At 63.7% G+C, this 26,532-nt stretch carries 27 protein-coding genes and 1 pseudogene; 11 read left to right on the top strand and 17 right to left on the bottom strand.

Annotated features, from left to right (window positions below):
- Positions 1 to 6: 6 nt before the first annotated feature.
- Complete coding sequence (locus HZF05_RS10330; protein WP_160365972.1) at positions 7 to 2,928, bottom strand: S8 family serine peptidase; 2,922 nt, start codon at positions 2,926 to 2,928, stop codon at positions 7 to 9.
- A gap of 282 nt (positions 2,929 to 3,210) precedes the next feature.
- Between HZF05_RS10330 and HZF05_RS10325 the strand changes: the two genes are divergently transcribed.
- The 3 genes from HZF05_RS10325 to HZF05_RS10315 all read left to right on the top strand — a co-directional run bounded on the left by HZF05_RS10325 (position 3,211) and on the right by HZF05_RS10315 (position 4,629).
- Positions 3,211 to 3,507, top strand: coding sequence for a hypothetical protein (locus HZF05_RS10325; RefSeq protein ID WP_343046870.1), 297 nt, complete (start codon positions 3,211 to 3,213; stop codon positions 3,505 to 3,507).
- Positions 3,508 to 4,041: 534 nt separating this feature from the next.
- On the top strand, positions 4,042 to 4,311 hold the full coding sequence (locus HZF05_RS10320; RefSeq protein WP_160365971.1) for a hypothetical protein: 270 nt from the start codon (positions 4,042 to 4,044) through the stop codon (positions 4,309 to 4,311).
- Between the two features lie 63 nt (positions 4,312 to 4,374).
- A complete protein-coding gene (locus HZF05_RS10315; protein WP_160365970.1) occupies positions 4,375 to 4,629 on the top strand; it encodes a hypothetical protein in 255 nt (84 codons plus the stop codon).
- Between the two features lie 872 nt (positions 4,630 to 5,501).
- Here the strand turns inward: HZF05_RS10315 and HZF05_RS10310 are convergent.
- Positions 5,502 to 6,248, bottom strand: coding sequence for a Crp/Fnr family transcriptional regulator (locus HZF05_RS10310; protein WP_160365969.1), 747 nt, complete (start codon positions 6,246 to 6,248; stop codon positions 5,502 to 5,504).
- A 166-nt stretch (positions 6,249 to 6,414) separates the two neighbouring features.
- Between HZF05_RS10310 and HZF05_RS10305 the strand changes: the two genes are divergently transcribed.
- Positions 6,415 to 6,837 carry a low affinity iron permease family protein gene (locus HZF05_RS10305; RefSeq protein WP_160365968.1) on the top strand — a complete coding sequence of 141 codons (423 nt, stop codon included), beginning with the start codon at positions 6,415 to 6,417 and terminating at the stop codon, positions 6,835 to 6,837.
- 477 nt (positions 6,838 to 7,314) lie between these two features.
- On the opposite strand, the gene HZF05_RS10300 is transcribed toward HZF05_RS10305, so the two are convergent.
- The 3 genes from HZF05_RS10300 to groES all read right to left on the bottom strand — a co-directional run bounded on the left by HZF05_RS10300 (position 7,315) and on the right by groES (position 9,783).
- The gene (locus HZF05_RS10300) at positions 7,315 to 7,626 is read right to left on the bottom strand and encodes a hypothetical protein (RefSeq protein ID WP_181638840.1); all 312 of its coding nucleotides are present in this window, start codon (positions 7,624 to 7,626) and stop codon (positions 7,315 to 7,317) included.
- 159 nt (positions 7,627 to 7,785) lie between these two features.
- Positions 7,786 to 9,408, bottom strand: coding sequence for a chaperonin GroEL (groL, locus tag HZF05_RS10295; RefSeq protein WP_160365965.1), 1,623 nt, complete (start codon positions 9,406 to 9,408; stop codon positions 7,786 to 7,788).
- Positions 9,409 to 9,468: 60 nt separating this feature from the next.
- The gene (groES, locus tag HZF05_RS10290) at positions 9,469 to 9,783 is read right to left on the bottom strand and encodes a co-chaperone GroES (protein ID WP_160365964.1); all 315 of its coding nucleotides are present in this window, start codon (positions 9,781 to 9,783) and stop codon (positions 9,469 to 9,471) included.
- A 271-nt stretch (positions 9,784 to 10,054) separates the two neighbouring features.
- Between groES and HZF05_RS10285 the strand changes: the two genes are divergently transcribed.
- From HZF05_RS10285 to HZF05_RS10255, 7 genes and pseudogenes are all read left to right on the top strand, one after another.
- Positions 10,055 to 10,291, top strand: coding sequence for a hypothetical protein (locus HZF05_RS10285; RefSeq protein WP_160365963.1), 237 nt, complete (start codon positions 10,055 to 10,057; stop codon positions 10,289 to 10,291).
- A 53-nt stretch (positions 10,292 to 10,344) separates the two neighbouring features.
- A pseudogene (locus tag HZF05_RS10280) lies at positions 10,345 to 10,558 on the top strand (protein usg).
- 184 nt (positions 10,559 to 10,742) lie between these two features.
- Positions 10,743 to 11,222 (top strand): Hsp20 family protein, encoded by a 480-nt coding sequence (locus HZF05_RS10275; RefSeq protein ID WP_160365962.1) that lies wholly within the window; start codon positions 10,743 to 10,745, stop codon positions 11,220 to 11,222.
- A 93-nt stretch (positions 11,223 to 11,315) separates the two neighbouring features.
- Positions 11,316 to 11,831 (top strand): Hsp20/alpha crystallin family protein, encoded by a 516-nt coding sequence (locus tag HZF05_RS10270; RefSeq protein WP_160365961.1) that lies wholly within the window; start codon positions 11,316 to 11,318, stop codon positions 11,829 to 11,831.
- Positions 11,794 to 12,255: an NADH dehydrogenase ubiquinone Fe-S protein 4 gene (locus HZF05_RS22415; protein WP_160365960.1), complete on the top strand. Its 462-nt coding sequence runs from the start codon at positions 11,794 to 11,796 to the stop codon at positions 12,253 to 12,255. The genes HZF05_RS10270 and HZF05_RS22415 overlap by 38 nt, the downstream gene beginning before the upstream one ends.
- Complete coding sequence (locus HZF05_RS10260; protein ID WP_160365959.1) at positions 12,248 to 12,859, top strand: hypothetical protein; 612 nt, start codon at positions 12,248 to 12,250, stop codon at positions 12,857 to 12,859. Before HZF05_RS22415 ends, HZF05_RS10260 begins: the two co-directional genes overlap by 8 nt.
- A 57-nt stretch (positions 12,860 to 12,916) precedes the next feature.
- Complete coding sequence (locus HZF05_RS10255) at positions 12,917 to 13,546, top strand: MarC family protein (RefSeq protein WP_160365958.1); 630 nt, start codon at positions 12,917 to 12,919, stop codon at positions 13,544 to 13,546.
- Between the two features lie 254 nt (positions 13,547 to 13,800).
- Here HZF05_RS10255 and HZF05_RS10250 read toward each other — a convergent pair whose 3' ends face one another.
- The 12 genes from HZF05_RS10250 to HZF05_RS10195 form a co-directional block, all read right to left on the bottom strand.
- Positions 13,801 to 14,172 (bottom strand): hypothetical protein, encoded by a 372-nt coding sequence (locus tag HZF05_RS10250; RefSeq protein ID WP_160365957.1) that lies wholly within the window; start codon positions 14,170 to 14,172, stop codon positions 13,801 to 13,803.
- 284 nt (positions 14,173 to 14,456) lie between these two features.
- Complete coding sequence (locus HZF05_RS10245; protein ID WP_160365956.1) at positions 14,457 to 15,497, bottom strand: AI-2E family transporter; 1,041 nt, start codon at positions 15,495 to 15,497, stop codon at positions 14,457 to 14,459.
- Positions 15,494 to 17,290 carry a glycoside hydrolase family 15 protein gene (locus HZF05_RS10240; RefSeq protein ID WP_160365955.1) on the bottom strand — a complete coding sequence of 599 codons (1,797 nt, stop codon included), beginning with the start codon at positions 17,288 to 17,290 and terminating at the stop codon, positions 15,494 to 15,496. Before HZF05_RS10240 ends, HZF05_RS10245 begins: the two co-directional genes overlap by 4 nt.
- Positions 17,287 to 18,291, bottom strand: coding sequence for an SDR family oxidoreductase (locus HZF05_RS10235; RefSeq protein WP_160365954.1), 1,005 nt, complete (start codon positions 18,289 to 18,291; stop codon positions 17,287 to 17,289). Before HZF05_RS10235 ends, HZF05_RS10240 begins: the two co-directional genes overlap by 4 nt.
- Positions 18,292 to 18,300: 9 nt before the next feature.
- Complete coding sequence (locus tag HZF05_RS10230) at positions 18,301 to 19,950, bottom strand: GMC family oxidoreductase (RefSeq protein ID WP_160365953.1); 1,650 nt, start codon at positions 19,948 to 19,950, stop codon at positions 18,301 to 18,303.
- A complete protein-coding gene (locus HZF05_RS10225; RefSeq protein WP_220129791.1) occupies positions 19,940 to 20,581 on the bottom strand; it encodes a gluconate 2-dehydrogenase subunit 3 family protein in 642 nt (213 codons plus the stop codon). The genes HZF05_RS10230 and HZF05_RS10225 overlap by 11 nt, the downstream gene beginning before the upstream one ends.
- On the bottom strand, positions 20,574 to 21,368 hold the full coding sequence (locus HZF05_RS10220) for a hypothetical protein (RefSeq protein WP_160365952.1): 795 nt from the start codon (positions 21,366 to 21,368) through the stop codon (positions 20,574 to 20,576). Before HZF05_RS10220 ends, HZF05_RS10225 begins: the two co-directional genes overlap by 8 nt.
- Complete coding sequence (locus HZF05_RS10215) at positions 21,368 to 23,149, bottom strand: thiamine pyrophosphate-requiring protein (protein WP_160365951.1); 1,782 nt, start codon at positions 23,147 to 23,149, stop codon at positions 21,368 to 21,370. Before HZF05_RS10215 ends, HZF05_RS10220 begins: the two co-directional genes overlap by 1 nt.
- 63 nt (positions 23,150 to 23,212) lie before the next feature.
- Positions 23,213 to 24,418: an alpha-hydroxy acid oxidase gene (locus tag HZF05_RS10210; protein WP_160365950.1), complete on the bottom strand. Its 1,206-nt coding sequence runs from the start codon at positions 24,416 to 24,418 to the stop codon at positions 23,213 to 23,215.
- On the bottom strand, positions 24,415 to 25,323 hold the full coding sequence (locus HZF05_RS10205; RefSeq protein WP_160365949.1) for an SMP-30/gluconolactonase/LRE family protein: 909 nt from the start codon (positions 25,321 to 25,323) through the stop codon (positions 24,415 to 24,417). The genes HZF05_RS10210 and HZF05_RS10205 overlap by 4 nt, the downstream gene beginning before the upstream one ends.
- Positions 25,320 to 25,613: a plasmid stabilization protein gene (locus tag HZF05_RS10200; protein WP_160365948.1), complete on the bottom strand. Its 294-nt coding sequence runs from the start codon at positions 25,611 to 25,613 to the stop codon at positions 25,320 to 25,322. Before HZF05_RS10200 ends, HZF05_RS10205 begins: the two co-directional genes overlap by 4 nt.
- A 16-nt stretch (positions 25,614 to 25,629) precedes the next feature.
- Positions 25,630 to 26,523, bottom strand: a complete 894-nt coding sequence (locus HZF05_RS10195; RefSeq protein ID WP_160365947.1) for an SDR family oxidoreductase — start codon at positions 26,521 to 26,523, stop codon at positions 25,630 to 25,632.
- Positions 26,524 to 26,532: the final 9 nt, after the last annotated feature.

Raw genomic sequence — 26,532 nt, 5'->3', positions numbered from 1 at the left:
ACCGCGTCAGAATGCCCATTGCACCTGCGCGCCGCTGGCGTAGCTCGTGCCACCGTCGTTCAGCGCGTCATGGATCTGGGCACGGCCAAAGAGCGAAACGGCAGCCTTGCCGCCAGCCAAGCTGTGACCGTACATGATCTCGCCCGCAACCGGCAAACGCCCGGACGTAGGATTGAAGCTCTGGTCGATCAGGCCAAGGTCGCCGGTATCGCGGTCCACCACGCCTACGGATGCGAAATGTAGCCGACCAGCATCGACCTGAAGCGGCTTCGATACGGCGAACCGGATCCGATCGCTTCGCCCAAAGAGACGCGCCTTGGTGAGCGCGATCTCACCAGCGGTGCTGAGCAAGCCCAGCGAGCGCGTGCTGATCGTGCCGCCGGCGAGCCTAGTGGTGCCGGCTGTGCCGGACGCCGAAAGGAGCAGGGTCTTGGTTACGCTGAAATCGACGCCGATAGTCATGCCGGTCGTGGTCGAACCGCCCTTGAGGTTGGCGGGGTCGAGCGACTGGATGCCGAGCGCGGCCGCATCTTCATGAAGGATTGTGGCCGCCGCGTGAAGCGAAAGGCGCGGACTGACCGCATAACCCATTCCGATCTGCTCGGCCCTGGCCCGATAGCGGCGAAGCCCGGCGGTCTCGGGTCCAATGGCGAGCCCGAGAGAGGCGAGGTCGCGGCGATCGTCACGGCTGGTGCTTCCGATGCTGACACTCACCCCCGGCGCCAGCAGATAACTCGCGTTCAGATACGCGCCGCCCGACGCGAGACCGAGATAGGGGCTCGCGCCGCCCTGCCCGACTTCATAGTCGCTGCGGAAGCCGAAGCCGCTTTGTGCATCAAGCGCGGCCGCGCCCTGCCCGGTGCCGAAGCGCAGCGCGAAATTCTCGCCGCCGATCATATTGTCGGAGGTGTAGAGGTTTCCGTCCGCCCGGAAGCCCGGCGTGAACGAGCGCCGTTCAATGACGGTCCGCATGACCAGGCCGCCGAACGCGGCCGACGGCGCGCCGCTATTGCCGAAGCCGAAGACAGCGGTGCTCGGCGCCGAGCCCGCAAGCTGGCTGAACTTGCCCGCCTGAGCCAGCAGTGCAGAGGTCAGATAACTTTGATAATATTGGCCGCCGGCTTCGCTTTTCGCCATCGTGCCGACAAGTTTCGAGGAAAGCGGGATCTGGAAATCGCGATGGGTATTACCAATCGTCTCGATCAGTGAGTAGGAGACGTTGTTCGCGTTCCAGACGGCTTGGTTGCCGACACGGATCCCCATCGTCGCGACGAAGAAGGATTGAGGTACGAGGCTGGCTTTGCCGTTGACGACCGGGTAATAAGCGAGGCTACGCCAATTGAGCGGCGATTGGGAAGCCGCAATATTAAGCTCGCCCGCTCCATAGACCGCGTCCGCTCCCGGGTTGGTGCCGAGCTTGGTCGCCGACTGCAGGATGATCTGGGCGGTCTCGTCAGGATATTTCGACAGCCACGGCCAGCGGTTCTGGAGGAGAGCGATCGCCCCCGACACGAGCGGCGCCGCGAGCGAAGTGCCCGACTGGCGCACGAAGCCGCCCTTCCCGTCTGAGACGAGGATGAGCTCGCCTGGGGCAACGATGAAGCGGTATTTGAGCTTATTCGCTTCCGTACAGGCGCTCGATCCGCCCACCGGGATGAGGCAGGCTTCACCGGGACGATTGGAGAAGTTGGAAATCGTGCCGTCGACGCCGACCGAGCCGACGAGGATGATCGTCGGATTAGTGGCGAAGTTCCACGCGACGTTCTGCGTCTGGGTGACACCGTCATTGCCTGCGGCGATGACGAGGTCATGGCCATGCGCACCCGCGGTCGTGAGCGCGCTGTTCCAGCCTGGATTGAGAGTCCAGCCGGGTACGCCGAGCGACGCGTTGAGGACGCCGACCGGTACCGTCTTGCCCTTGAAGATCGCGGCGTTCAGGGCCGCGACCCCGGTCCCCACGTCGGTCCAGTTCGTGGTCCCGGTCGAATCGTAGGGATCGTAGACGATCACGTTCACTGAACCCGCCGGCATCACGCCCATCACGCCCGACCCGTCGACCGATCCCATGATCAGGCTGCCGACCGCGGCTCCATGACCATCGTTGAAGACGGTCGAGCCATATTGGGTGATTTGCTTCGAGAGATGCTTGTTGTCGGCGGAGATCGCGAAATCGAGCATGCCGATGGTCGGAGGAACACCTCCAGTCGGCGTCGTTCCCTCGGTCGCGGCGAGCGCCGGGCTCCACCCGGTTGCTCCCATCCACCAGTCGACGTGCCCCGTGCCGGTCAACGTCATCAAAGAATCGTACAGGCCCAGAAACAGCACCGCTCGCTGCGTCTCGCTGACACCCGCAAGGCTCGATGCATTGATGGTCCCGTCGGCGTTGAAGGTAATGCCGGCCTGGACGATGAGCTTCGATAGGTACGTGTTCGCCGTCGCGCTTGGCCCGGCGGACTTCTTGATCGCGCCGCCCCAGAATGTGCCGGCAGGATTGATGATGCTGGCTTGGATCAGGGTCGCGAGCGCCTGATAATCACTCTGCGTGCTCGCACGGCCCCACGCGGTCTGCACGGTCTGCCAGTTGCTCGCCTCGGTCTTCCAGAAAGCGCCGACCTGGCTATATGCGATCCCATACTTGCTGGCGCTCGTATAGGGATTGAGCGGTCCTGTACCCCAGAACGGATCGTTCTTGGTGCCGTACAGCGCGAGCGTCGCAGCGTCGGTCGGCTGGGTAAAGGGCGTGATATTGCCCCAGAAAGGTGCGATGTTACCCCAAAAGGGCGTGATGTTCCCGTAGAAGGGGGCGATGTTCCCGTAGAACGGCGTGATGTTCCCCCAGAAGGGATCGATATGGCCATAGAAGGGGGCGATGTTGCCGTACATGGGGCGCACGGTGTTTTGAGCTTTAAGCGCACCTGTGGTCGTCATAACCGCCGCGGCGCCTGCCAGGACCGAGCAGACACGCCGTACGCGTCCCGAGCGCCAGACCATCTCATATTCCCCAAAAGATTCCCTCGCGACCGCTTTGCGCGTGAGTCGTGGAGAATTTCGCACCAATCGCGCTTAACGGACCGCTAAGGTTGATCCCTCAACTAGCTGAAAACGAACGCAAATTGATGCAAGTTAAGCGTTGCAGCGTTCGATGACGTGGTCAAAGGTCGGGCCAGGCGTGAAGCGCTTAATCGATCGGTGTGGCGGAACCCAGGAGCGATGCGGAACGACATCGAGCACGTGCCGTTTTCTCGGCATTGCGGATTTCGAGAGGAGGACAAAATGCCAGATGCACGTGGAACCGATCGAACAACCGTCATCGAGCGTCGTGGAAGCGGCGGGACTGCGATCATCGCGGTGGTTCTGCTTATCGCCGTGATTATCGGTGGTATCTACCTCTTTAACATGCAGCAGGCTCAGACGAGCAAGGATCATGCAATTGCTGGCGCGGCGACGAGCGTCTCCCATGCGGCTGACAAGGTCGGCGATGCGGCCTCGGGGGGGACAAAGAACTAGCGCCGCGAAATCGCGCGAGGCGTCGTGGATAACGGCGCCTCGCATGTTCGACATCGACAAGACTTCGTAGAGAGCGGAACCGCGATGCCCTCGGCGTCGACAAGCGCGGGGAGCCGGCCAGGCATCACACACTCTCCCCGCAACCACGCATCGGCGACGACAGCATCGCCGTCTCGGGCGAGAGGCTTGCTGCGATCAGGTTTTGCGCGCGCTCGCCGGCCGGGTTGCGTACCCTACAAGCCACCAGCGTAACCTTGCTGTGAACGAGCGCCGACCAGCCGATCGCCAGCGTTTGTCCGGCACGTGCGTGCGCGGCGACGAAGGTAAGCCGCGCGCCAACCCCCGCATCAGCAACTCGGGACGATGTGCGTCTTCGGGTTCCGGCGCCGAGGCTGTCCCGGCTGGCAATGCGGCAACCGCATCACTTGACGGCGCAATCCTCTGCTCACACGAATTCGTCCTAATCTGCCGCAAGTTGGTAGGAGATTGTCTTCGCGGAGCGTTTCCATCTCTCTCGTACATGTGGAGGCGGAGATGAACGACGGAAGCGAGCAAAAGCGTGACGGGAGTGTTGACGATCCTTCGCGTCAAGCCGGCATGGAACAGGATCCATCGAAGCACTCGAACAGCCCGCCGAAAGAAGGAAGCAATCGCGGCCAGGAGGTTGCAAAGGATGCTCAGGCGAACATCACGGACTCGGTATCAGGACGGCCGCCCAAAAGCCTCTCAGACCATATGGATGATGGACGTCCCGACGAAACATTGGTCAGTGACACGGAGACGAGCGACCCGGCGCAGCCGTAGTGATCGGACTATATATGCCGGGCTGCTCGTCTCGGTCGGCCCATCCATGAACAGGAGATCGCTTTGATCTACGACGACAGCATCGACGACACCGGCGCTTATTCCTCCGCTATGGCGGAGAATGGCGATAGCGCGCTCTCGATAAATCAGGGCAAGGTTGAGGACGAAGTCGGGCAGAAGGATCTGGACGACATCCCTCAACATGGCAATCCTTCGAAAGGCGCGAGGGCGGTTAAGGGCGGCGATCAGGTAAAGACCGGGGGCGCCTCGCGAGGTGCGGCGGACGAGCAGGCGACAAAGGCTGAGCGCTCGATCTGAACCACTCTGATCACCCAAAACCGGCAGCGGCGACCTATGCCTCAATCTCCGAGATCGCTTGCTCGACCGCAGCTCGGACCTGCAGCGAAGACCCGGTTAAATGGACCAGCCATCCGCCTTCCGGCAAATGGTTCGGTTGCAAATCGCCTTGAATCTTGGAGACGTCGACACCCGTGAGCTGGCTAGCCCGAATCGCTACGCGCCTGACAATGCTTGATAGGGTCCGGCCGGGATTGTCCATCTCAGCCCGCTCTTCCAATTGATCGGCGATAGATAGCCTGTCGAACCGAGGGCCTGTCTAGTTCGCGATCCGCGAGGTCTTCGAAGTCGCCTTTGGCCAATGAATCGGCTCGCTCAGAATATTTGCCGTTGGGTATCGGCTTTGGCGCAAGAGCGCGATCAATGAGGGTTTCCAGCTCAATCACCACCGCCTCCATAAATGCGGTGGAAATGCGGTTCGAGCCGGCTGGTTCCGCATTGGCACAACCAAACCGCCACCCTCGATGTTCTTCATTCGTTTATTCTTATATCCGCCCAACCTGGGCATGGGACGTTCTCGTGGCGAGTGGCCCCATCCCCAAGGCGTCGCGTTTCGCCTCTGATCGTCTGTCGCCATGCGTGATAAGCTTTAGCCTCGTTGGCGTACCAGATATATGGAATTTATGCTCGGTTGAACCGGCCCATTCGATGTTTCGTGATGAAGCAAGGCGGTATCGCGAAGCCCAACCAGTTGCGACGATTGCCTGACGAGACATGCTGGTCGGGAAGCCGCTTCGTATAACGCTTTTCGGAAGCGAGTTGGCGGCCTCTAGGGCGATATCGCCAAAAGGTTGGCAGCAGGATGCGCCGCGGCCTTGCAGCCGGACTGAACCTCAAACAGCTATGGTGGCAGTCGGACGGAACGTGGACAGCCCGAGATAGACGTCATCGAACTCGGCAAACTCTCGAAGACGATCCCAATCCCCAATCTCGGCAATCCCGCTCCTCACGGTTGCGAAGCCTCTCTCCCGCAAGCGACGAAGCATGCGATTGACGTGCACCGCGGTCATTCCTGCCGCATCTGCCAAATGCTCCTGCCGGAAGGGCCACGCCATCCGTGTACCGTCGCTCAACCCGACCGCCTTCAGTCTGACGATAAGCTCGCACAACAGATGACCTAACCTTTTTTCCGCCTCGCGCCGGCCCACGGTCGTCAACCACTCCCGGAGGATCGACATTTCCGTTGATGCGCTACGCCACAATGCGGCTCTCAGCTCTGGATTCGTGGCGCAGAGACGATCGATTGATGGCCACGGGACGAGCACGAGGCTGGCGACACCAACCCCCTCGATCTGATCCTCGGCGTCATCGACAAAGCGATCCTGGAGATTGAGTGGATCTCCCGGGACATAGAAAGAAACGATTTGCCGGGCGCCTGTCCCCGTCGTTTTAAAGCGTGCGGCGACACCATCTGCGACGACCATAAGGTGATTGGGATGCAGGCGGCTTCCGATCGTCACTCCGCGACGGAGTCCGAGGAGTGAGAACTTGAGCCGTTGGAGCGCGTGACATGTCTGCTCCTGCAGTTCAGCTCTTGACTGCAGGCGTCGCACGAAGCGGTCGAGATGTGCGATGTCCATATCGGACCTTCCGAGGACCAGATTTGCCGACAGAATGAGCCGCAAACGTCGATGCAAAGCGACGGTTCCCGGATGATGACGCGCTGCTGCATACGCCGCATCCATTTCGCCGGCAAAACGTTCGGGAAGTGCAGGGTCGGTTCTTGAGTCTTGAGGAGGGGAATTGATGGACCGTATATTTACCAGGCTAGCGGGGAGCATTGCTCTCTTTGCCGGTCAGCCTCTCGCGTTTGTAATCGCACTCTTGGCGATTATCATCTGGGGCATTACCGGGCCTATTTTCCACTATTCCGATACATGGCAGCTCATCGTCAACACCGCGACGACGATCATTACATTCCTTATGGTGTTCCTCATTCAAAACAGCCAGAACCGTGATGGTGCCGCGATGCAGGCGAAGCTCGATGAGCTGATCCGCGCGGTCGAAGACGCTCGTGGCACGTTCATCGGCATCGAGCATCTCACCGACACACAGATATGCGAGATCCGGACGGCGCTGGAGGCGGACTGCAAGAAAGAGCCGGATCGCTACAAGGGCAAGCACGAGACTGTCCAGCACAGCGTCGATCGACTGTTGTCGCGCTATTGACCCGGTGCCGCAAGGCGAAGGGGAGCAAGGGGCGGTTTCGGGCAGCCTTCCGCAGGCAGAAGGTGATGTTATGCGCGGACCGGGAAGATCAACCAGGCATGGTGATCGAGGGTTCGACCGGCTCCAAGCCAGGCAAGTGGCCGGCCCTGTTTTCCGCGGCCTGATGGTAGCGCGCGCTCACGCCGGACGAGATCGGCACCGTGCGCGTGACCGCTTTCACACAGGCGCCTATGGTACCACATTCGTGCGATGCGAAGGTGATCATTGTCCAACGTCGCGGAAGACGCATTCGCCACCCCTTTGGGAAGGTCAAGGATTTCGGTCGTCCGAATGCGTGTGAAGCTGGGTGATGTTGAATGGCGGACCCGCTCCCATCTACGCCGACGCGCGTTCCGCCGGCGGCATACCGCTCCACTTTCGTAAAAAGCATGGTGATGTGCCGGTCTCCGTGGAGACAGCTCGTGCCATGATCGGAGCCTATTGGCCTGAGAGCGGCACGCCTGATCCGCGAACGATCAGCAACGCGAGTTCGATGTCGATCTTGTCTTCACGGATGTCGTGATACCGGGCTTGTCGGGCACGGAGTCGAGCGGTGCGGCGCGGGCGCGGCATTCGACGCTCAAGGCCCTCTTCGCCAGGGGCTACACGCACAGCGCCGTCGTCCATGGAGGCCGCCTCGACCCGAGATTCTATCGCTGGAAGGCAATCAACGCGCGCACCCTTTTGCCCATGTTCCTCTTGCAGTTTCAGGAGCGAGGCGTCGCCGATACAGTTCAGCCAACTGTGCATGGATGTTGCTTGCTTCCGGGCTGACCGCTTGAGCGGCCCTTAACTCCTCATCTTTGAGCCTCGTCTCGAGATATTGCCGCTCTTCGTGCTGCATTGCATCTCTCCGACATTTTTATAGGTCGATGGATACGGACCGGGACATACGCCCCGGTCCAAGGATCAATAGTCCAACGCCTGCATCGCTGCCGCAGGCTTCTCGTCTTTCGGCAGTTCGGCCACGAGCGCTTCCGTGGTGATCAGCAGCGCCGCGACCGAGGCCGCATCCTGGAGAGCCGTACGCACGACCTTGGCCGGATCGATAACCCCCGCCTTGACGAGATCCTGATACTCGCCGGTCGCCGCGTTGAAGCCCCAGTTATAGTCCTGGCTCTCGAGCAGCTTACCAACGATGTAGGCGCCGTCCTCGCCGGCATTCTCGGCGATCTGGCGCGCGGGTGCGCGCAGCGCCCGGCGGACGATATCGATGCCCGACTGCTGGTCGTCATTGGCGGCCTTGATGCCGTCGAGCGCCTTGATCGCGCGCAGCAGCGGGATGCCGCCGCCGGCGAGAACGCCTTCCTCGACCGCGGCGCGGGTGGCATGGAGCGCGTCGTCGACCCGGTCCTTCTTCTCCTTGACCTCGACCTCGGTCGCGCCGCCGACCCGGATCACCGCGACGCCGCCGGCGAGCTTGGCGAGCCGCTCCTGCAGCTTCTCGCGATCATAGTCGCTGGTCGTGGTGTCGATCTGCTGGCGGATTTGGGCGACACGGGCATCGATGTCCGCCTTCGTGCCAACGCCGTCGATGATGGTGGTGTTGTCCTTGTCGATCGTCACCTTCTTGGCGCGGCCGAGCATATTGACGGTAACGTTCTCGAGCTTGGTGCCGAGCTCCTCGGAGACGACATTGCCACCGGTCAGGATGGCGATGTCCTCGAGCATCGCCTTGCGGCGATCGCCGAAGCCCGGCGCCTTGACCGCCGCAACCTTGAGACCGCCGCGCAGCTTGTTGACGACGAGTGTAGCGAGCGCCTCGCCTTCGACATCCTCGGCGATGATCAGCAGCGGACGGCCCGACTGCACAACTTTCTCGAGCAGCGGCACGAGCGCCTGCAGGTTGGAAAGCTTCTTCTCGTGGATCAGAATGTACGGATCGTCGAGCTCGACCTTGAGCTTCTCGGCATTGGTAATGAAATAAGGCGACAGATAGCCGCGGTCGAACTGCATGCCCTCGACCGTCTCGAGCTCGGTCGCGAGGCTCTTGGCCTCCTCGACAGTGATCACGCCCTCGTTGCCGACCTTGTCCATCGCCTCCGCCAGGATGCGGCCGACCTCCTCGTCGCCATTGGCCGAGATGGTCGCGACCTGCGCGATCTCGCTGTTTGCCGAGACCTTGCGCGCGTGGCTCTCGAGGTCCTTGACGACGGCGCCGACGGCAAGGTCGATCCCGCGCTTCAGGTCCATCGGGTTCATGCCGGCCGCGACCGCCTTGGCGCCCTCGCGCACGATCGCCTGGGCGAGCACGGTCGCCGTCGTCGTGCCGTCACCGGCCTTGTCATTCTGCTTGTTCGCGACCTCGCGCAGCATCTGCGCGCCCATATTCTCGAACTTGTCGGCGAGTTCGATCTCCTTGGCGACCGTCACGCCGTCCTTGGTGATGCGCGGCGCGCCATAGCTCTTGTCGATCACGACATTGCGGCCCTTGGGCCCCAGCGTCACCTTCACGGCATTGGCCAGCACATCCACGCCGCGCAGCATGCGATCACGCGCGTCCGACGCAAACTTCACGTCCTTGGCAGCCATGGTATCTGTCTCCTGTCCTTTCGACGATTGTGGTTGAGAATGCGAAGCAAAGCGGAGCGGTCAGGCCGCCTGCTTCAGGGGCACGATAGTGTCGATAACGCCGAGGATGTCGCTCTCCTTAATGATGAGCAGATCCTCGCCATCGACCCGGACCTCGCTGCCCGACCATTTGCCGAACAGCACCCGGTCGCCGGCCTTGACCGCGAGCTCGACGAGCTGGCCGTCCTTGTCTCGCACACCGACGCCGACCGCGACCACCTCGCCTTCCTGGGGCTTCTCCTTGACGGTGTCGGGGATGATGATCCCGCCGGCAGTCTTCTCCTCGGCCTCGACACGGCGCACGAGCACGCGATCGTGAAGGGGACGGAAATGCATGAGCACAAACCTCCTGTTGCTTCAGCGATGATAGGATCTGCCGGCGCTCGCGCGACGGCAGTCGCGGGCGGGCCACAGGGGAACGGACAACCGCCTCCGGGCACCCGCGCAGAGCATTTTAGCACTTGAGATGTGGGAGTGCCAAGAGGAATTTTTTGCGTTGGCAACGCGCCCTACCCTCTTGACCAGACGAAAGCTTCAACCAAAATCTTCCGGTTGCCGGCGTTTCGTCGGCCGAGAAAGGAGCGGCATTCAGACAGGAGGTATCGCCATGTCCGAACCTTTTTCCCACTATCTCCATCCCTTTGACGTTGTGCAACATCCGAGCCTGGAGCCGGAGGTCAAGCGCGCAATCCTGGCGTCTTGGGCATCCGATCAGTCTGCGGTAAAAGATCAACCGGCCCTGCGTAAGCCAGTTGGCGCGAAGCGCGCAGTTCCTGTCGACGACGTCTTCGCAGCGATACGGGCGCTCGACGAGCCACCGGCTAACAGCGCATCGCTGCAATGAGTGACCGGGCTTTTATCGCGCAGCTGGAGGGCTAGGGGCTCACCACCGCCGGGATCGATTTTTATCGGCCCGATGCGCCCTCGCTCCTCCAGCTGTTCGTCTGGCAGGAAACATGATCTGGCGCCCGACTTTCCGGTGCTGTTCGACTTCCTGGGCTATTGGGGTCGCGAGATCGGGGCGGCACTCCATTGGGTGAGAGTTGCCCACGACCGATTGATCCGGCCCGCAGAATTCCACGCGGTCGAGGGGATCATCACCCTCCAGTGAGCTGTCGGACGACATCCCGCCTCGGCGAAAATTTTTTGTCGAAAATCTTGAAGGCCGATTTTCCGTTTCCTAGCTCATTTCGTGCCGGGCGCCGTGTTCGGGTCCGGCGGGACATAGAGGGCGCTGGCTCCCGACCTTGCCGGCGCTCCTCGTGCCCAGATCGCTTCTTTTGGAGGATTTGGATATGAGGACCAACTTCGACTTCACGCCGTTCCGGCGTTCAACCGTCGGCTTCGACCGGCTCTTCGACCTGCTCGAAACGGGCACGCGCGCCGACGGGCCAGCGGATGGCTATCCGCCCTTTGACATCGTGCGCGAGAACGAGGACAGCTATCGCATCACTCTTGCGGTCGCTGGCTTCGCGCCGAACGAGATCGAGATCGTCGCCCAGCAGAACCAGCTGACCGTCTCAGGCAACAAGGCCGACCAGGACGACCAGCGCCAGTATCTGCATCGCGGCATCGCGACCCGCACCTTCGAGCGTCGCTTCCAGCTGGCCGACTTTATCGAGGTGGGCGATGCCCGCTTCGAGAACGGCTTGCTCTCGATCGAGCTCAAGCGTGTCGTCCCCGAGGCGATGAAGCCGCGCAAGATCGAGATCGGCGGCGGTAGTCCCGCCAATGACCGGATCGAGGCTCCGAAGGCCGAACACCAGGCAGCTTAATCTCGTACTGAACGGGCTCGTCGGCGTCGCCCTGCACAGGGCGGCGACCGGCGGGTCACGCCCAGTTTCCAGCCAAACGAAGAGATGACCATCATGGCTATTCGTGATCTCATTCCCTGGAGCCGGCAGGAAAACCGGCTGCCCGCGCCTGTGAACGGCGAGCGCGATGTCGAAAGCCATCCGCTGCTCTCGCTGCATCGCGAGATGAACCGCCTGTTCGACGATGTCTTCCGCGGCTTCGGCGTTCCGTCCGTTGCCAGCTTCGACCGCGGACCCGGCTGGCCGCAGGTCGAGCTTGCCGAGACCGACAAGGAGATCCGCGTCACCGCCGAGCTGCCCGGTCTGAACCAGATGGATATCGACATCCAGGTCGAGGACGGCGTGCTCACGATCCGCGGCGAGAAGAGAGCCGAGGTGGAGGACAAGGAGCGCGGCTATTCGGAGCGCAGCTACGGCCGCTTCGAACGGCGCATCGGCCTGCCCGGGGGCATCGACCGTGACAAGGCGAGCGCGACCTTCAATAATGGCGTGCTCACCGTGACGCTTCCCAGGACGGAGGCGGCGAACGAGAATGTCCGCCGTATCCCGATCCATGGCGCGGCCGCTTGAGGATATGGCCCGGGACCTGCGTCCCGGGCCTGTCCGTCGCGAAGCCCGGCCGGAGACGGCGGCGAACGACAACGGCGTTCCACGGCCGCATCCGTCGAGTGCATTGCCACCGGATGCCCTGGCGATCATCGAGCCGACACCGATCGCCACCAACCAGAGCGGTCGGGCGCGTCGCGACAGATGGCGGCTGCGCTTTGCGGCGCGGGCGCGGTCCTTCGTCGATCCGCTGACTGGCTGGACGGGCGGCAGCGACCCTCTCGCCCATCTTGTTCTGCGCTTCCCGACCGTCGAAGCGGCCGAGCGATACTGTCGCTTGCAGCACCTTCGATTCGAGGTTCTCCAGCCAGCGTCGCGTTCGGCTCGCGCGATGCCAATCAGGCCGGATCCATTCGGCGAACACCAGGAAAGGAGCAGACATGCCTAAATTCCGCACACCTGCCTTGGCCGGCGTCGTGGCGCTGGCTATCGCTGGCGCCGCATTGGCCGCCAACCGGGACATGCACATCTTGAAGGTCGGGCTGCCCGACGGTTCCGTCGCCAGGATCGAATATGCCGGCGACGTCGCGCCCAAGGTGACGGTTGCGCCGGCCTCCGGGGCCGCGCCGACTGCCCTGCTCGATGCCTTCGACACGGCGCCCTTCGCGGCTTTCGATCGCATTGCCGCCTCGATGGACCGCGACATGGACACGATGGTCCATGAGATTGGTGCTCTTCAGCCTCTTCTGACGCCTGACGCTGGCAAGCTCGATCTTGCGGCGCTTTCCAAATTGCCGCCGGGCACGGTGAGCTATCGGCTCGTCTCGACCGGCAACGGCAACGAAATGTGCAGCCGCAGCGTCGAGGTAACGTCATACGGGCCGGATCAGAAGCCGAAGGTCGTGTCCAGCAGCTCGGGCGACTGCGCGCCGACGAACCGGGTGCCGACGCCGACCCGGCTCGATTCGCCTACCGGGCCAGCGGTACCCGCGACGACGCGAGCCGGCGAGACCGACATGGCTGAACGCTCACGCGCGGCCAACACCATCTGAATCAAGGCGGAGGCGGCTTTTTACGCCGCCTCCGCCCGCATCTTGACCGAACTTCCTATGCACGTGCCGCCCAGCGTCCTCTCCAGCTTCGTCATGCTGCTGGTCACGATCGGACCGATCGAGACCGCAGTGGTCTTTGCCAGCCTGACTGCCGGCGTCCATCGTGGCGAGCGGGCAAGGCTCGCGATCCGTTCGACCGCGATTGCAGGGCTGGTCCTGCTGCTCTTCGCCATCGGCGGCAACTTCACGCTCGGTCTGCTCCATATTTCGATGCCGGCCTTCCGCGTCGCCGGCGGGATATTGCTCTTCCTTCAAGCGCTAAGCCTGACTTTTTCCGGGCCCGGACTTTCGTCGATCAGCGAGGGCGAGCGCCATGATGCCGAGCGTCCCGGCGATATCGCCGTGTTCCCTCTGGCTTTCCCGCTGATTGCCGGGCCGGGCGCGCTGTCCGCGGCCGTGCTCCTGATGGGGCGGACCGAGGGCTGGATCGAGGTGACCGGCGTGCTTGCGATGATCGCCGTCTGTCTTGCTCTGACCTACGCCGCAATGCGGATGGCCGAGCGGCTGGTGATCCTGCTGGGATTGACCGGAGCCGACGTCGTGCGCCGGATATCCGGTGTCTTACTTGCGGGGCTAGCCACACAGTTCGTTTTTGACGGCCTTGGAAGCGCTGCGTTCATTCGGTGAGCCCCCCGACGTAGATGTGATCGACCGCAAAGCCCTTCGTCGCCGGCCCGATGCCGCACTTCACGCAGACTTTCCGGCGATAGGAATTTGGGCGGGCATCTTTCTGTCGAAGCATGGCTCAGGCCGCCGGCCGTGACCCTCGGGAAACATCGGAGAAGCGCAGCGCTTTGAAATTACCGCACGCCACGCAAGAAGTTGGGCCGATCTCTCGATTGCCGATACCTGCTAAAGCAACCTCGACGTGCCGGTCATCGTCAGAACCTGTCGAAATCCACGACATAGGTTTCGGTGAGATGGACGCCGATGAGATATGGTCCGCCGCGGACCACCCCTCGATTAGGAGTGCAAAGATAGATCAGGTTGCGATGGGCGGCTTCAAGAATGATGACAGCCTCCTCTTGAAGGTCGGCGAACATTTTCCCCACCTCGGCTTCATAATCTCGTCCTTGATGCCTGAAATACACCTTTCGTATGCGACGATCGGTGGTGGAAAGGCCATTTTCAGTGAGAAACGCGCGGACGTTTGTCCAGACCCTTTCAGCCTGCTTATCTCCATCGGTATAGGGAACAAAGAATTTCAGGATATGCTTCCCTTGCGCAACGCCTTCAATGTAGCCGCTTCGCACCCACGCTCCAGCTTTTCCCGCTACGCGCAATGTTATGTTTGCACGGCCGATCGCGCGAGGATCTGCCGAGCGGCTCCGCTGCATTACAGCTCATCGAAAATCGCATCATTCACGCAATCTTGCATCTTTGGCGATTGAGTACGAGTCCGCGTCCAACCGTCAGTCGGCTGGTTATACGGTAGAGGCTCGGCGGGCTGCACGCCGGACGCGCTGCCATAGGCGAGATGCGCGCCGCATGAAAGCGTTAGCGGCTGTTGAAGCGCTGTTGATCTATCCGTCCGGTATCACTCGTCATCCGGCAGGGCTACATCGTCGCCTATCGTCTCGCGGACATAGAGCCGGATGGTGAGCGTGTAGGCGGCGACCGACAGTGCCCCCGCGAAAAAAATGCCGAAACCGCCGAAAGCGACGCCCATCGCCAGGATCAGGAAAAGGTAGAGCCCGGCGGGCACCGACACCAGGCGTTGCGAGATAAGCGGCGTGATGAAGTGGACCTGCACGATCCGGACGATGACATAGGTTCCGACCACACCCCAGATCGAGCCCTTGCCGACCAGCGCCATAATGATCGCCGGAAGCATCGCGAGCGTCGGCCCGACATAGGGCGTGAACTCCGACAAGCCGCCGAGGAGGCCGAGTGCCGCCGGCGCTTGCACGCCCGACCACCACAGTCCGAGGCCGATCATCACGCCCATCATCGTCATCGAAACGAGCTGGGTGAGGAGCCAAAGGCGCAGAGCCTCGACGAGGTCGTCCATCGCGTCCGCCGCAACGGCGCGATAGCCGTGAGGAGTCAGGTGAAGGATGCCGCGGCGATAGATGTCCGGCTGCGCCGCGAAGAAGATGCCGCCGATGACGATGATCAGGAAATTGGCTGCGACCTCCACGCTGCTCCAGCCGGCGCTCAGCAGGAGATGCGCGAAGCGGCTGCCTTGCGAGCCTTGGCGAAAGGAATCGGCAAAGAGCCTTCCGATCGGATTGGACTCCATAGCCTGCCGGAGCTTCTCCCAATCGTTCGGGAGCGTCTGCCATAGCTGAGTAGCCTGGGCGCCTGTCTCCGCGCCAAACAGCCAGCCCATCAGCCCGAAGATGGCCAGCATCAGCAAGCTGGCGATGGCGAGTGCCAGGGCACGTGGCATTTTCGACCTTGCCGCCAGCCAATCGGCCACGGTCGCGAGCAGGATGGCGACCAGGCTCGCCCCGAAGGCGAGGAGCACAATGTCGCCGATCCGGTAGACGAACAGGCAAAATGCCAAGGCGATGGCGACGATCGCAAGCCGACGGATGAAACAACGGTCGTCGGATCTTGGGGCGAGGCGTTTCAAGGCCGGCGCTTTCCACCTTGCACGGATTGGCCCGCCAGCCGCATCGTCGCATTGACGAAGGCGACATGCGACAAAGCCTGCGGGATGTTGCCCAGCATCCGGCCGTCGGGCGCGGCCTCCTCAGCCAGCAGGCCGAGATCATTGGCGGCCTCTCCGATCCGCCCGAGCAATGCCCGAGCGTCGTCCGATCGACCTTGCAGATGATAGACCTCGGCGAGCCAGCATCCCGCAGCGAGGAAAGCGCCTTCCTCGCCGCCGACACCGTCATCGGTCGCATCGGTCGAATAGCGGTAGACGAGGCCGCCGCGTATGAGATCGCGCTCGATCGCGGCGACCGTCCCGATCATGCGCTCGTCTCTGGCATCGAGGAAGCCGACCAGCGCCAGGCGCAACGTTGCGGCATCGAGCGCCTTGTCATCATAGGCCCGCGTGAACGTGTTCAGGCTTTCGTCGAACCCGTTGCCGAGCACCTGCTTGCGAACGCGGTCGGCAAGCCGGCGATAGCGCTTTGCCTCTCGAGGCGCTTCCCCTTCGATCAGGCTGGCCGCGCGATCGAAGGCGACCCAGCACATCGCCTTCGAATAGGTGTGGTGACGAAGCGGACCGCGGCTCTCCCAGATGCCGGCATCCGGCTGCTGCCAGATACGAACAAGCTTCTCGGCGAGTTGATGGGTGACGGGGTGCCCGGGCGGCGCCTCCATTCCTGCGTCGGTCGCAAGCGAGAGCGCGTCCAGCACCTCGCCATAGACGTCGAGCTGACATTGACCGAGCGCCGCATTGCCGAAGCGCACGGGCTGTGCGCCACCGAAGCCTGCGAGCCAGTCGGCCTCCCACTCGAGCGCCAGCCGGCCGCCGTCGATCGAATAAGCGGGCTGCACCTCGGTGGGCTCGCCCGCGATCGCGCGACGCATCCACTCGATCCAGGCACGGGCCTCGCCTTTCAGCCCAGCCCGAAGGAAGGCCTGGAGCGTGAAGGTCGCGTCGCGCAGCCAGCAAAAGCGATAGTCCCAGTTACGCGATCCTGCCGTCCGCTCTGGCAATGACGCGGTCGCGGCGGCGAGCATGCCGCCGGTCTGGCGATGGACGAGCGACTTGAGCAGGATCAGCGAGCGGACGACCGGATCGCGCTCGGCGCCATCAAAGTTGATCCGTCCGACCCAGCGTCTCCAGAAGTCGCACGTCTCGCGAAGCGCCAGAGGGGGATTGACCGGTTCCGGCGGATCCTCGTGGCTTGGGAACCAGGTCATCGTCATCGCAACCTGCTCACCGGCCCGGACGGTGAAGCGGCTGTCGAAGCAGCGCTCGCCTTTGACGATTTCGGTCTCGAAGCGCAGCACGACCGCGTTGGGGCCCGCGATCGCGACGACCTCGCGGAGCGACAGGGTTCGGACCAACGGATGCGTGCGGCCATGATCGAAGCGGAGCGCCAGCTTGCTCATCATCTCGACCGTGCCGCTCCTGCCTTCGACGATGCGGACGATGTCGGGCGCCTGGCCACGATGGGTCGGCATGAAGTCGAGGATGGCTGCGGTTCCCCTTCGGGTTTCGACCAGTGTCTCGAGCACGAGCGTGTCGTCGAGATAGCGCCGGCTCGTCTTCACGACCTTGGTCTTGGGCCCCAGCCACCATCCGCCATTTTCCTCGGTGCCAAGCAGGGCCGCAAGGCATACTTCAGAATCGAAACGTGGCATCGACAGCCAGTCAATCGTACCGTCGCGGTGGACCAGAGCCGCGGTCTCGCCGTCACCGATCATGCCATGATCCTCGATGCGGCCGGGGCGCCAGCCCTTCATGCGCGCCTCACCCGGCGGCCAAGCGCGAGCCCGGCCAGACCCGCGACGGCGACTCCCGTGCCGGCGATCCAGCCCCGATGCGTCGTCGCCCAAAGCTGCGGGCTCCATCGTCGCGCCTCGGCACCGAACCGGCCATGCGCTCCGTGATCGCCGGGCACCGACTCCCAGAGATTGTCGCGCCGGCCGGGCTCGACGGGCTGGTCATCCTGCTGGCCGGAGAATCCGGTCCTGCCAAGATACCGATCAAGCAGGGGCGAGGCGAGCATATCACCGTAGACAGCTTCCACGGTCGGGAAGCCGACGAGTATCTGCTTGCGCCGATGATGGGCCGCATAGTGGATCGCTTCCGCCGCCACCTCCGGTTGATAGGGCGGGCTGGCGGGCTTGGGCTTGCACGGCAGATCGGTCTTGATCCAGTCGAACTGCGGGGTGTTAACGCCGGGAAGTTGCACCATCGCGATATGGACACGGCTTCGGGCGTGGAAGAGCTCGGCGCGCAGCGAATCCTGAAAACCCTGGATTGCGTGCTTGGCCCCGCAATAGGCCGACTGCAGCGGGATGCCGCGATAGGCGAGCGCCGAACCGGTCAGCACGATATGCCCCCGGTTGCGCGGCATCATGCGCTTGAGCGCGGCGCGTGTGCCGTTGATCTGGCCGTGATAGGTCACGTCGGTGACGCGGGCATAGTCCTCGGGAGAGATGTCGACAAAGCGCGCCATGACGCCCGCGAAGGCGACATTGATCCAGATGTCGATCGGCCCAAGCTCGTTCTCGACGCGCTCTGCGGCGGCGTCGACGGCGGCATGGTCGGACACGTCGCAGGAGATCGAAAGCGAACGCCCACCGGCCGCCTGGACCTCGCGTGCAGCGGCCCTGAGGCCGTCCTCACCGCGCGCGATCAGGCCGATCGAGGCTTTGTCTTGCGCGAAGCGGCGCACGACGGCGCGCCCCACGCCCGCGCTCGCGCCCGTGACAACTACGATGGGTGGGCGCTTCGCCATATCTCTCTCCTAAAGCTCGCCGCGCGCGGACAGCGCCTTGATGCGGTCGGCGGTCCGGCATGCGATCGCCTGGATGGTAAGTGAGGGGTTCACGCCGCCGACCGTCGGGAAGACCGAACCGTCGCACACCCACAGGTTCGGGATGTCCCAGCTGCGGCCATCTGCATTGACCACACTGGTCTTGGGATCGTCGCCCATCCGCGCGGTGCCGTTCAAATGGCAGGTGTCGTCCCACTCCTTCCACCGCTCGGTCGCACCGACGGCGGCAAGGCTGTCGTCCATGAACGAAAGCGCATGCTTCATCATCGCGCGGTCATTGTCACTGTAGGAGAATTCGACCTTGGCGATCGGCAGCCCGAAGCGGTCCGTTTCTTCGGCCAGCGTTACGCGGTTACGCTCGTCCGGTAGCACCTCCCCGACCATCTTGAGGCCGACATTGTGGTTGGATCGCGCCATCTCGTCGATCAGCCGCTGGCCCCATAGTCCGCGTTGGCCGGCCAGTTCCTTCACCCATGTGATCGGCAGCGGCCCCTGGCTCATATAGGCCCAGCCGCCGAAATAGTCCTTGCCCCTGTCCTCGTAGTTCCAGTGCTCGGAGATGGTCAGGCTCGGCGGCGCCTTGTAGCTGCGCACCTCTTCCTTCATCTGTCCCCAGGCTGCCTGGTTGAGCTGCACCATGAGGTTCTTGCCGACGAGGCCGGATGAATTGGCGAGGCCGTCCGGAAATTGCTCGCAAGCGGAATTGAGCAGCAGGCGCGGCGTCTCGATCGCATAGCCGGCCACCACCACGTTCCTGGCCTTCTGGAAGTGCCATGCGCCCTCGCGATGATAATGAACGCCGGTCGCGCGGCCGGCCTTGTCGACCTCGATCCGGCCGACCATGGCGAGATCGCGGATCTCGGCACCTGCCGTCAGGGCACGCGGCAGCCATGTATTGAGCACCGACTGCTTGGCGTTGGTCGAGCAGCCGGTGACACAGAAGCCGCGATAGACGCACCGATGCGCCTTGCCCTTGGGCGCCGACAGCGTGGCGATCGGCGTCTCGGTCCAATCGATGCCCAGCGCCTCGGCGCCCCGCGCGAGCAGTTTCGCCGCTTCGTTCAGGGGATGCGCGCGATAGGGGTAGCGAGGACGGCGCGGTCCCCAGGGGTAATTGATCGGACCGGAGATCGTCAGCGCCTGCTCGACCTCGGTGTAATATTTCCACATCTCCTGCCAGTCGATCGGCCAGTCCGCGCCATAGCCGAGCCTGGTGCGTGCCTTGAACCATTCGGGCCGGAAACGCAGCGCCACCATGGCGTAATGGACGGTCGAGCCGCCGACCGAGCGGCCCGAATTGTTGGCGCCGAGCTTGATCGGATTGGCGCCGGCCGTGATGCGCTCGTCGGTCCAGTAGAGCTTGCTCTGGTGATGCTCGTCGGACGCAAAATCCTCGAGCGGGCGCCAATAGGGCCCGGCATCGAAGGCGACCACTGAAAATCCGTCCTCGGCGAGCTTGCAAGCCAGCGTGCCGCCGCCCGCGCCAGTACCGACGATGACGAAATCGACCTCCTCGTCCTGACTGTGAGATCGCATCGGCACCCAGCCGCCGGGCTCGAAAACGTCGGGCGCGCGGCCGCCCTTCGCGCGAGGAACCTGCTGCGGGTCGTCAGCCGACATGCTTGTTCTGTCGGGCGGCCGGGATGAGGGTACCGTCGTCGGCCTCCACCGCTTCCCACGGGTCGCGTCGATCGCCTTCGATGCGGACATAGCCGCGTGGGCTCGCGGGTCCGCCAAAGCCCATCGCGCTCCAGGCGGATGGATGGGCGTAATAGGACGACACGATGTCGGGCAGAAGCCGCCAGCCCCAGAAGATGGCGGGCGGCAGGTCGCCCCACGCATTGGAGCAAACATCGCCCCGCTCAATCGCGCTCAGAAGAAGGTCGGCCTGGCTTCCGTCGAGCAGGTGGAAGCTCGTTCCATGGCGCGCCTTCGCTTCTTCCTCAATCGCGTCGAGGCCGCGCTCGTAACAGGCCCTCAGCCCCGGGAGCTGATGATGACGATGCCCATCGGAACCATCGTCCGCGATCTTTGCGAGAAGAAGCGCCAGGGCATTGACCGGAGCGCGACCCTCCGGCTGGGGCACGATGCGGTCGATCGCCGTACGCAGCGTCGCGCGCTGGCGATCGCTCAGCAAGTCGCTCCGCTCGGACATCGCCAGCCTCTCGGCGATTACCTCGCGGGTCTTGTCGTTCCAGCTCAGTGTGTCGCGCTTGGCGAGCACGTCATAGCCGGGGAAGCGATTAGCCACGGGCGCGCCTCATCAGCAGGACAGCGCCCAGCGCCGCGATCGCGAGTCCGGCAAAGGCCGGAGGCGCCGGCATGGGCGGCCCGGCGAGCAAATTCTGCCGCCAGTTGCGCCAGCCGCCCATGTTGCGGCTGACGCCATAAGCGTGGAAGGCCACGCCGACGGTTCCGACGAGTGCTGTGGCGCCGAGCAGCGCGGTCGTCCAAGGTCGCGGCACTCCCGTCATGGCGTCGACAGCAAGGCTTGCCGCCGCCAGCGGCGGGATCGTCACCGGGAGCCACATGGCGGGGTTTTGAAAGGACCCCTTCAGATGCAACAGCCCGGCCTCACCGACCGAACCGAAGATGCCGAACGCCGCGAGGCCGGCCAGAAGCCTGCCCGATCCCAGTGCACCTCCGTCGCCCGAAAGTCGGTCGGACGCGGCGCCAAGCAGCCCCGAGAGAATGAGCGCTCCGGGCGCCCCGATCGGAGCGCCGTAGAACAGGTTGTTGAAGGTCAGTCCGCTCGGCCGCTTAAACACGTTGAACGTGTGAAAACCCAATCCGGTCAGCCCGATCGCAACCGACGCACTGTGTGAAGCAGTCCTGGGAAAGCCGCCTCCACGCCCGCTGCCATCGAACGCGATCGAGATCGCAGAGGCCGCGAGCGGGAGCGCCATCGCCGGATTACGGAAGGAGCCGCGATAATGCTCCATCGCGCTGTCGAGAAGCACGGATACGCCGAGCGTCGACGCACCCGCGGCGAGCAGGCGCGCGGCCGTGCGCGGTGCCGTATCGACCTCGCTGGCCATCAGTCGCCCGGCAGGATCTTGGCCATGACCTGCCGCGCCGTGTCGCGGATCACCGAACGCGTGTCGGGGTCCTGCGTCAGCGAGAACATGAAGCTCTTCGCCTGCTCCAGCTTGATGTGCGGGGGAAGGGGCGGCACCGACGGATCGGTCTTGAAGTTGATGACGACGGGCTTGTCGGCCGCCAGAGCGCGATCCCAGGCCGCGCCGACGGCGTCGGGACTGTCACAGTAGATGCCCTCCAGCCCGATCATCTCGGCGAACTGGTGATAGGGCACGTTGGGCAGGTCCTGCGTGGTCTCGAACTTGGGATTGCCCTCCATTACCCGCTGCTCCCAGGTGACCTGGTTCAGATCCTCGTTGTTGAGGACAGCGACGATCAGGGTCTGGTTCGCCCAGCGGTGGTGATATTTGGCGATCGTAATGAGCTCGGCCATGTTGTTCATCTGCATGGCCCCATCGCCGACGCAGGCGATCACCGGACGATCGGGATGCGCGAATTTGGCGGCAATCGCGTAGGGGACCGCCGCCCCCATCGACGCCAGGCCGCCCGAGAGCGATGCCATCATGCCGCGCCGGATCTTGAGATCGCGCGCATACCAATTGGCGCACGAACCGCTGTCGCTGGTGAGGATCACGCGCTCGGGCAGCCGCGGCGAAAGCTCGGTGAACAGCCGCTGCGGGTTGATCGGATCGGCCTTCGCCCTGGCGCGTTCGTCGAGCAGCGTCCACCAATCCTTGGTCCAGCCGCCAATCTTGTCGCGCCACGCGCTGTCACTCTTCTGCTCCAGCAACGGCAGCAGCGCTTTCAGCGTCGCCTTCACATCGCCCTGGAGATTGGCCTCCATCGGGAAGCGGATTGAGAGCATGCCGGGATCGATATCGACCTGCACACCGCGCGCCTTGCCTTCCTCGGGCAGAAACTCGGCATAGGGGAAGCCCGAGCCCAGCATCAGCAGCGTGTCGCATTCCATCATCAGATCGTAGCTCGGCTTGGTTCCGAGCAGGCCGATCGACCCAGTGACCCACGGCAGATCGTCGGGCAGCACCTGCTTTCCGAGCAGCGCCTTGGCTGCACCCGCCCCGAGACGGTCGGCGACTGCGATAACCTCGTCGGTGGCCTCCTTGGCGCCCGCGCCGACGAGGATGGCGATCTTCTTGCCGGCATTCAGGATTTGGGCCGCACGCTGGAGATCGGGTGCCGTCGGCACCACTTCGGGACGCGACCAGCCGATGCCGGAGAAGACGTTGCCGTGGGCGCGCGCGGGCTCCTCCATCGGAAGTTCCTGCAGATCGTTGGGGAAGATCAGCGCCGTCACCCGGCTGCGCGCCTTGGCGATCCGCACCGCGCGGTCGGTCAGGTGGCGGACCTGGGCCGGCACCGTCGCCATGTGAACGAACTCGCCGGCGACATCCTTCAACATCGACGGCAGGTCGAGCTCCTGCTGGTAATGCGCGCCGATCGCCGCGCGCGCCTGCTGTCCGACGATCGCGAGCACCGGCATATGATCCAGCCGGGCATCGTAGAGGCCGGTGACGAGATGCGCCGCGCCGGGACCGGAGGTTGCAAGGCAGACGCCCAGTTCGCCGGAGAATTTGGCGTGAGCGGAAGCCATGAAGGCGGCCATCTCCTCGTGCCGGACCTGAACGAACTCGAACCGCTCCTTCTGACGGTCGAGCGCGCCGAGCAGGCCGTTGATGCCGTCACCCGGATAGCCGAAGATACGCCGCACACCCCAGGCATGCAGCCGGTCCCAGAAGAAATCGCCGACTGTCTGGGCCATGTTCGCCTCCATGTCTTGGAATGAACGGGTAACGGGTGGGCGACGGCCAGCGTTCCGGCATGTCTATGATTTCATGGAGACAAGCGCGTCCGGTCCGAGCGCCTTCAGGTCCACCACGCCGATCTGCCCCATCGCATCGCGCGCCTCATCGTGCAGCATCTGGAGCGCGCGATGAACGCCGTCGGCCCCGTGGGCGCAAAGGCCGTATAGGGTAGCGCGTCCTGTCAGCACGGCATCGGCGCCCAAAGCCAGCGCCTTGAGCATGTCAGTGCCGCGCCGAATGCCGCCCGACATCAGCAGCGTCATTCTATCGCCTGCGATCTCGCGTGCCTGGGGCAGCACGTCGAGCGCGACGACCGACCAATCCTCCTGCCGCCCGCCATGCGTGCCAAGCGCGACACCATCGACGCCGGAACCGAGCGCGCGACGAATGTCGTCCGGATGAAGCAGGCCCTTGAGGATCAGCTTGCCCTTCCAGCGCTCGCGAATCTTTGCCACCGTGTCCCACGACAGGCTTTTCCACATCTGATCGCGGATCCACGTCGCCGAGGCGAAGAAGCTGCGCTGATCCTTGGGGATGAAGTCGATCACATTGGCGAAGCTCGGTAGACCATGCGTCAGGGTGGTGGCCGCCCAGCGGGGATGCAATGTCGCGTCGAAGGCCGCCGACGGTGTCGGCTTGCCGTCGATCTGGACGCGCGCCTCCCATTCCCGATCGCCGTAGATCTGGGCATTGGTGGTCAAAAGGATGGCCTCGACACCGCACGCCTCGGCCCGGCGTAGCAGTTCCTGCCAGATCTCGTCGCCGCCGAAGACATAGAGCTGCCACCAGTGCCGCAGCCCCTCGACCTTGGCGACATCCTCCATGAGATCGTTCGACATGGTTCCCTGGGTGAACGGCACCCCAAAGCGCGCCGCGCCCTCAGCTAGCGCGGTGTCGGCATGGAGCATGAACAGGCCGTTCAGGCCTGAAGGCGCGATCGCAAGCGGCATCGGCGACGGCTTGCCCAGCACCTCCGCCTCGATTGAGCGATGCGACACGTCGACCAGTTGGCGCGGAACGAAGCGCCATTCGGAAAGCGCTTCGCGCTCGCGGGCCAGCGTCGCCTCGTCCCCGGCGCCACCCTCCAAATATTCGAGCACGAAGCGCGGCATCAGCTTGTGAGTACGCGCGCGAAGATCGTCGATCGTCTTGGCGCGCTCGAGATCAGGACCGGCATAAAGGCGGCGTTTGGGGCTGCCGTCCAGTTGCGCGGTGACGTTCGTCATCGCACGTAAACCGGCTTGGCCAGGCCTAGCACGCCCGGGTCCAGCCGCAGCAGCGCGCCTGCGAGCGGTTGCTCGCGGCGCTGGTCGGGTGTGAGGTGCTCCGTCGCACTGGTGACATAGAGCGTGTCGAGATCCTTGCCGGCGAAGCAGCACATCGTCGGCTTGCTGATGGGCAGCAGGATGTCGCGGTCTACCTGACCATCGGGCGTGAAGCGGCGCAATCGGCCTCCGTCATAGACCGCGCACCAGTAATGACCGGTCTCGTCCATCGCCGCGCCGTCCGGCACGCCCAGTTCGGACGGAACGCGGGCGAAAGGCCGCCGATAGCCGATCGTCCCATTTCCGGGATCGAAGCGGAGGCGGCTGATCGAGCCATCCTCGCTGTGGGCGATGATCATGTCGCGCCCACCTGGCACGAACGCCATCCCGTTATGGATCTCCGCCCGATCGTCATGGACCCGCATCCCTTGCGAAACCGAATAGCTGTGCAGCTGCCCTTTCATCGGATGGCTCGTGTCCCCGTCCAGCGGATCGAACATCACGCCGAACCAGAAGCGACCCGTTTCGTCGACGATGCCCTCGTTGAAGCGGAACAGTGCCGGATCGAAGGGCGGCGCCATAAGGCGGTCGAGGCCCCCCGTCGTGAGATCCAGCCGGAAGAGACCGGTGCGCAGCGCCACGATCGCGGCGGCCTGTCCGTGAACCAGCGCGAAAGCGCCGCAATCGCTCGGAAGCTTCCACGTCCGCCGGTCACCGGTCTGGTGATGCAGGCGATAGAGGGCGGGTCCCTTGATATCGACCCAATACAACGCACTCTCGGCGGAAACCCAGGTGGGACATTCGCCGATCACGGAGCCGTCTCGGCAGACGACCTCGATGTCCGCGACGATTGTGGCCGCGCTCATGCATTGCCGTTCCGGCGCCGTGTCTCCCAGCCTTTGCGAGCAGCCGCGGAGCGCTGCTCAGGCGAACCGGACTTGTGCGTCTTGCCGCCTCGCGACGACGCGCTGTGGCTCTCTTTTTTGCCGCGACCCGAGCCAGACTTGTTGCCGCCGCCGGATTCCTTGTTGACCGTCGCCCACGCGCGCGCTTCGGCCTCCTTCTTGGGCGTGCCGCGCTTTTCGTAACCGTCCTCGATATGCTCGGCCTTGCGCTTCTGCTTGTCAGTGTAGCTGCTCTTGTCGCCACGGGGCATCGTCGTCCTCCTTTCTTCAGGCCACGCCAGCCCCGCCGGTCACGCCATAGACCTCGCCACTGATGTAGCTGCCTTCCTGGCTCGTCAGCAGGACATAAACGGGTGCGAGTTCGACGGGTTGCCCCGGCCGACCGAAGGCACTCGCTTGACCGAATTTCTGGACCTTCTCCTGCGGCTGGCCGCCGCTCGGCTGGAGCACCGTCCAGACCGGGCCGGGCGCCACGACATTGGCGCGGATACCGCGCTCGATCATCTGCTTGGCCAGCGCCTGGGTATAGGCGACGATGCCGGCCTTGGTGGTCGCATAATCAAGCAGGATCGCTGAAGGGTCGTAAGCCTGGACGGACGCGGTTGTAATGATCGAAGAGCCGGCGTCGAGATGAGGTACGGCAGCCTGAACGATCCAGTGCATGGCGTAGAGATTGGTTTTCAGAGTGCGATCGAAATCCTCCGACGACACCTCCTCGACGTTCTCGCGATATTGCTGGCGACCAGCGTTGATCACGAGAATGTCGAGGCCGCCGAGATCGGAAACCGCCTTCTCGACCATCTTCCGGCACCACGCTTCTTCCGTAATGTCTCCGGGCAGCGCGACAGCCTTGCGGCCATCAGCCTCGATCAGCTTTACCACCTCGTGCGCATCCTGCTCCTCGTCAGCGAGGTAGGAAATCGCGACGTCAGCGCCCTCGCGGGCGAAAGCGATCACGGCAGCGCGACCGATGCCGCTGTCGCCACCCGTCACCAACGCCTTGCGGCCCGCCAGCTTCCCCGCGCCCTTGTAGCTGGTCTCGCCATGGTCGGGCTTCGGATCCATCTTCTTTGCTAGGCCCGGAGCCGACTGGGGCTGCTCGGGAAAGGGCGGTCGCGGATATTGGGCGCGCGGGTCCTGCTTGGTCAGCCGGTCGGTCATGGTCTTCTC

This window comes from Sphingomonas chungangi (genome assembly GCF_013778325.1).
GTDB classification, from domain to species: Bacteria; Pseudomonadota; Alphaproteobacteria; order Sphingomonadales; family Sphingomonadaceae; genus Solisphingomonas; species Solisphingomonas chungangi.
The sequence above is the reverse complement of the archived record's forward strand: the minus strand, read 5'-3'. Positions and strand labels throughout refer to the sequence as shown.

Coding starts and splice junctions, on each gene's coding strand:
- HZF05_RS10300 (WP_181638840.1), bottom strand. CDS start 7,626: ATGCACAGTTGGCTGAACTGTATCGGCGACGCCTCGCTCCTGAAACTG.
- HZF05_RS10270 (WP_160365961.1), top strand. CDS start 11,316: ATGGCTATTCGTGATCTCATTCCCTGGAGCCGGCAGGAAAACCGGCTG.
- HZF05_RS22415 (WP_160365960.1), top strand. CDS start 11,794: ATGTCCGCCGTATCCCGATCCATGGCGCGGCCGCTTGAGGATATGGCC.
- groL (WP_160365965.1), bottom strand. CDS start 9,408: ATGGCTGCCAAGGACGTGAAGTTTGCGTCGGACGCGCGTGATCGCATG.
- HZF05_RS10320 (WP_160365971.1), top strand. CDS start 4,042: ATGAACGACGGAAGCGAGCAAAAGCGTGACGGGAGTGTTGACGATCCT.
- HZF05_RS10210 (WP_160365950.1), bottom strand. CDS start 24,418: ATGACGAACGTCACCGCGCAACTGGACGGCAGCCCCAAACGCCGCCTT.
- HZF05_RS10260 (WP_160365959.1), top strand. CDS start 12,248: ATGCCTAAATTCCGCACACCTGCCTTGGCCGGCGTCGTGGCGCTGGCT.
- HZF05_RS10285 (WP_160365963.1), top strand. CDS start 10,055: ATGTCCGAACCTTTTTCCCACTATCTCCATCCCTTTGACGTTGTGCAA.
- HZF05_RS10255 (WP_160365958.1), top strand. CDS start 12,917: ATGCACGTGCCGCCCAGCGTCCTCTCCAGCTTCGTCATGCTGCTGGTC.
- HZF05_RS10310 (WP_160365969.1), bottom strand. CDS start 6,248: ATGGACATCGCACATCTCGACCGCTTCGTGCGACGCCTGCAGTCAAGA.
- HZF05_RS10235 (WP_160365954.1), bottom strand. CDS start 18,291: ATGGCGAAGCGCCCACCCATCGTAGTTGTCACGGGCGCGAGCGCGGGC.
- HZF05_RS10215 (WP_160365951.1), bottom strand. CDS start 23,149: ATGGCCCAGACAGTCGGCGATTTCTTCTGGGACCGGCTGCATGCCTGG.
- HZF05_RS10230 (WP_160365953.1), bottom strand. CDS start 19,950: ATGTCGGCTGACGACCCGCAGCAGGTTCCTCGCGCGAAGGGCGGCCGC.
- HZF05_RS10200 (WP_160365948.1), bottom strand. CDS start 25,613: ATGCCCCGTGGCGACAAGAGCAGCTACACTGACAAGCAGAAGCGCAAG.
- HZF05_RS10325 (WP_343046870.1), top strand. CDS start 3,211: ATGCGGAACGACATCGAGCACGTGCCGTTTTCTCGGCATTGCGGATTT.
- HZF05_RS10305 (WP_160365968.1), top strand. CDS start 6,415: ATGGACCGTATATTTACCAGGCTAGCGGGGAGCATTGCTCTCTTTGCC.
- HZF05_RS10330 (WP_160365972.1), bottom strand. CDS start 2,928: ATGACGACCACAGGTGCGCTTAAAGCTCAAAACACCGTGCGCCCCATG.
- HZF05_RS10205 (WP_160365949.1), bottom strand. CDS start 25,323: ATGAGCGCGGCCACAATCGTCGCGGACATCGAGGTCGTCTGCCGAGAC.
- HZF05_RS10195 (WP_160365947.1), bottom strand. CDS start 26,523: ATGACCGACCGGCTGACCAAGCAGGACCCGCGCGCCCAATATCCGCGA.
- HZF05_RS10240 (WP_160365955.1), bottom strand. CDS start 17,290: ATGAAGGGCTGGCGCCCCGGCCGCATCGAGGATCATGGCATGATCGGT.
- HZF05_RS10220 (WP_160365952.1), bottom strand. CDS start 21,368: ATGGCCAGCGAGGTCGATACGGCACCGCGCACGGCCGCGCGCCTGCTC.
- groES (WP_160365964.1), bottom strand. CDS start 9,783: ATGCATTTCCGTCCCCTTCACGATCGCGTGCTCGTGCGCCGTGTCGAG.
- HZF05_RS10275 (WP_160365962.1), top strand. CDS start 10,743: ATGAGGACCAACTTCGACTTCACGCCGTTCCGGCGTTCAACCGTCGGC.